The organism is Paenibacillus sinopodophylli (assembly GCF_005930355.1).
Taxonomy (GTDB): Bacteria; Bacillota; Bacilli; order Paenibacillales; family Paenibacillaceae; genus Pristimantibacillus; species Pristimantibacillus sinopodophylli.
Genome location: NZ_VDBO01000037.1, coordinates 1 through 3,887, shown reverse-complemented (window position 1 = coordinate 3,887; position 3,887 = coordinate 1). Strand labels below are relative to the sequence as shown.

At 37.9% G+C, this 3,887-nt stretch carries 3 protein-coding genes and 1 pseudogene; all 4 read right to left on the bottom strand.

The genetic code is table 11. The annotated features are described in order from the left end of the window. The coding region (locus FGT79_RS30495; RefSeq protein ID WP_138756578.1) for a hypothetical protein at positions 1-1,123 on the bottom strand (1,123 nt) is incomplete at its 3' end. A 27-nt stretch (positions 1,124-1,150) separates the two neighbouring features. Further along, on the bottom strand, positions 1,151-2,281 hold the full coding sequence (locus FGT79_RS30490) for a copper amine oxidase N-terminal domain-containing protein (RefSeq protein ID WP_138756577.1): 1,131 nt from the start codon (positions 2,279-2,281) through the stop codon (positions 1,151-1,153). 873 nt (positions 2,282-3,154) lie between these two features. Continuing rightward, positions 3,155-3,406: a hypothetical protein gene (locus FGT79_RS30485; RefSeq protein ID WP_138756576.1), complete on the bottom strand. Its 252-nt coding sequence runs from the start codon at positions 3,404-3,406 to the stop codon at positions 3,155-3,157. Between the two features lie 2 nt (positions 3,407-3,408). Continuing rightward, a pseudogene (locus FGT79_RS30480) lies at positions 3,409-3,887 on the bottom strand (hypothetical protein); the annotation flags it as partial.

Below are 3,887 nucleotides of genomic sequence, written 5' to 3'. Positions count from 1 at the left end.
TCTCTTTCATCTTAATCTGTACAGGAACCTTCTTACCGATCTTGGACGTTTCCACCTTGCCACCTATTGTGCTCTGTCCAGGGATGAATATGGCTTGGCTGCAGTTACAATCTGAAGGGTCTTCTGTTTCCTTATAGAGTTCAAAGACTTCTATACCATACTTATCCATTGTAGGTTGTCTGGTTAGGGTACTATCCGACCTTACATAGTAGGGCGCACCTCCAGTATCACCACACCCTGAGGGTAACGGTTTTCCTACAACTCTTACAAATGAACACACTAACTTGTAATCTTTACCAGTAATAGAGGATTTTATCTTGTCAGGTATTACTACTTGCTTGATAGGTTTACCTGCTATGTAACCATTTTTATTGTTATTATCTAACACATCTTTTTCCAACTCAACAGCCATGTTACTAGCTAACCTTTTCTTTATGGTAGCGTTTTGAGGGGCTGCTACAAATTCTACCGGCATATCATAGTACTGTCGAAATCCTGACCTGTTAGCCCAAGACTCTGCTGATCGTATACCTTGTAAAGTCTTATGTACTGGGAATTGTAAAGCACTTCGACGGTTAACTTGTAGAATAGTACTAAAGTAAATAATGTCTCCATTCTCTGTATCTACAAATGAAAGCTCTTTCTTTAAAAATTCATTGAATACCTCGCTTTCCATCTTAACTACGTTCTTTACGTGCATCGGTTGTCCAGCTACTGGATAGTTTTCAGGATCGAATTCAAAGAATGCATCCTTAGGTAGCTCTACCACTTTACCGTCAGCAGTTGGAGAACAGGTAGCACTTAACCTAGATTCCTTTGTTGGTTTAAGTCTATCTGAACAAACGGCATCCTTCCTAATCATCCATCCGGCTGTTTGATACTTTATATTGCTCTGAGCTTTTTGGTTGATCGTAATGTAAAGAAGGTCTCCCTCTTTTACACCGTATGCCCCACCAATATTTTTATCAGCAGCTTCTTCTGCTGTTACAAAATGCACACCTTGCTTTTGTGCATCTAGATCTGCACCTTCCTCTTTAGAAGACACAGTGATAGGTCCTATTGAACTAAACAATGTAGTCGATACTACAGCAAGTAGTACAATGTAACAGAGCAGTCTTTTCATTCTTACACTCCTTGTGAGTCTTAGTTACTACTTCAGAATGGAGTAGCTGTATCTGCCTTTTTTAAACATGCTTTCTGTAGACGATAGTCTAGTATTTGTCCATTGTCTATTACCTAAATTTGAAGAGAGAGCAACATCACTATATCCACCATACCAAACACCTAATTTCAGCTTATATGAATCAGAAGAGCTAGACACGTCATAATTATCCATGAATGTTTGTGAAGAGTCTTCAGCGGATACTACCATGAATTTGAAATAAGTTCTCATGACTGTCCAACCGTTTTCATACCTGATCATAGAATTCTCAGGGTCAGCATAACCTTTTGTAACTAGCTTGTTCTTTTTAGCCCATTCAGCAAACTCCTCAAATCCTCGAGTAGCTTCAGCTCTGTAGTAATCACCACGATCTACCATGTTAGATACTAATGATTTAGCAAAAATAGCGGTATTGATAGTTTTATAGTTCACATTAAGCATAGTGGCATAATACTGACGAACATGTTCTGACCACTGATCAATGTATTTCTTGTTTCGAGATTCTCCACCCATAGCAAAGTATTCCTTGTTAGAAATATAACTATCCATTTTTTTGATGTTGTAAAAAGAGCTAGGAAGATCAGACAGCTTGTTCCATTCAGTAGAAACCTCTCCGTTTAATTGACGACCCCAATCATCTAGCTTTATTGAACCAGATTTAACTTTAGAAAGGAATGCATCATCACTTACAAGTACAGAATGAGCTCCTTGATCGAAGCTTACTTTCGATTCCATAGCCTCACTCACAAAACGAAGGGGAACCATTGTACGACCTTCATACATTTCTGCAGCTGTATCCAACTCAATCATTGTCGAATCAATACTTACCGTTTTTGAACCTACTGGAAGAGTAATATTCTGACCCTTGTACTTGATTCCTACGGTTTTTGTAGCGACGTCCCATGTCACATCCCCCCCTAATTTCTCCGACACAAATCGAACGGGAACCATCGTTCTTCCATTCGTGTCGATATAAGGCTCCGTATCTGGAAATTGAACCTTGTGACCATTAACAATGATAGGTAAGATACGAAGATCTTTCCCCGGGGATGCCATCACTGATGTTCCACCGACCACCATACTGACCGCTACCATTGCTCCAATAATCTTCTTATACATCGTTTCATCTTCTCCCTTATGATATGTTTGGTTTTTCGTTGCTTAATTGGTATCGCTAGCGAATTGGCATGCTTCCAAATGTCATCTCTACTGTCTATATGTAATTCCTTCCAAATCATGACTACGACAATTTTAGCACATTATTCCTATTCCATACACATAATAACGACAAATGTCGGGACTATTCGACTAATCATTTCCTTTAAGATTGAATTAAACTGAAGGATATAGGATTACAATATCCTTTCTACTTCCTATGTTTTCAAAATAAGGGATACACGCATGAAATAGATGAAATATACCTATCATTCACAAAGTCTATTGACATGTATGAGGTAAGTTAACTATCCAGAAATATATTTCGATCTTTTCCTTAATAGAGGAGAACAAGAATATTTGTATAAACAATCCTGGAAGGCGTTATCATGAGAGAGAAATAATACGATTCATCATCAAAGCTTTTGCTGCACCGTAATCATCGTCGCAAGTGTCAATTGTGTTGCGGACAAAGTCCTATTCTTTGCATAACGCTTTTCTATAGTAGTCATACTACCTATCTCGAAAGATGATATTTTTTTCCATTTCAGTATCACTATCGTTATATAGTATTTTACAGGTGCCAGTAATTTTGAAAAAACCGAAAATAACAAAGGTAACAAAAACAGGTCAATCATGGTGGTATCTGACCATAATCGACCTGTTCTATGTAAAGCTTTAGCGTTACTTAAGTTATACCTTTCAAGCATTGCTGTACGTACAAACAAAATAACGAAATATTTATACGGGTATTACATGGGTTATATGTGTTATTGGTTGAATGATAGATTCATTCGGCACTGGGTAGCCCCAAACTAAAAAGTCCCTGGCTTGAAATCATGATTCAAATGCAGTTCTCTCTGGGAATATGCCCCCCTCTCTAACCAAGCAAACCACGAGTCTTTGAGCCGCTCTATCAAAATAAAATTTGTTTGGAATGTTAGGGTCAGGTAGCGACTCTAACTCAGAAAACTTCTTAGTTGTCTTATTCAATTCAATTTTACCCATTACATCTTCATTTGGACCAAATCTGTAAACAACCGTGTCGTCATCTTCGTGTTCTTTTAGTAGCAATACATACGAAGCCAAATTCACTCCTCCTCAGGTGGATACCACGGACGACCAGAATCAACTGTTCTATCGTGTGCAGTCCTATAGTCTGTTTTAAAAATACCTTCAAATTTTGATTCAAAAAGTTCATGATTCAATAAGTCAATATCTTGTTGTTTAAATGTCCCTTTTTGAAGTCTATCCCATGCTTGTGCAATTTCATAATCTGCTTCAAAAAGCCCAACACCATGCTCTTTAATATGCTCTTTAAAAAACAAATGGTCTTTTATTCTTTGAACTCTATTCTCGGGCATACCAGTATTTTTAGCAATACTCTGAACATCTACATTCGATTTTCTAAAGGATTCATACATTGCATCTGCTGTATCAAGCCGCTTTAAATATTCATCAACTGAAAGTTCCCTTCCTCCAGTTTGAACATCACCCGTCCCCTCAGTATCCAACGGCTTATCCTGATTAGGCTTTAAGTGCTCGTCTACATGGGGTTTTATGTCATCAA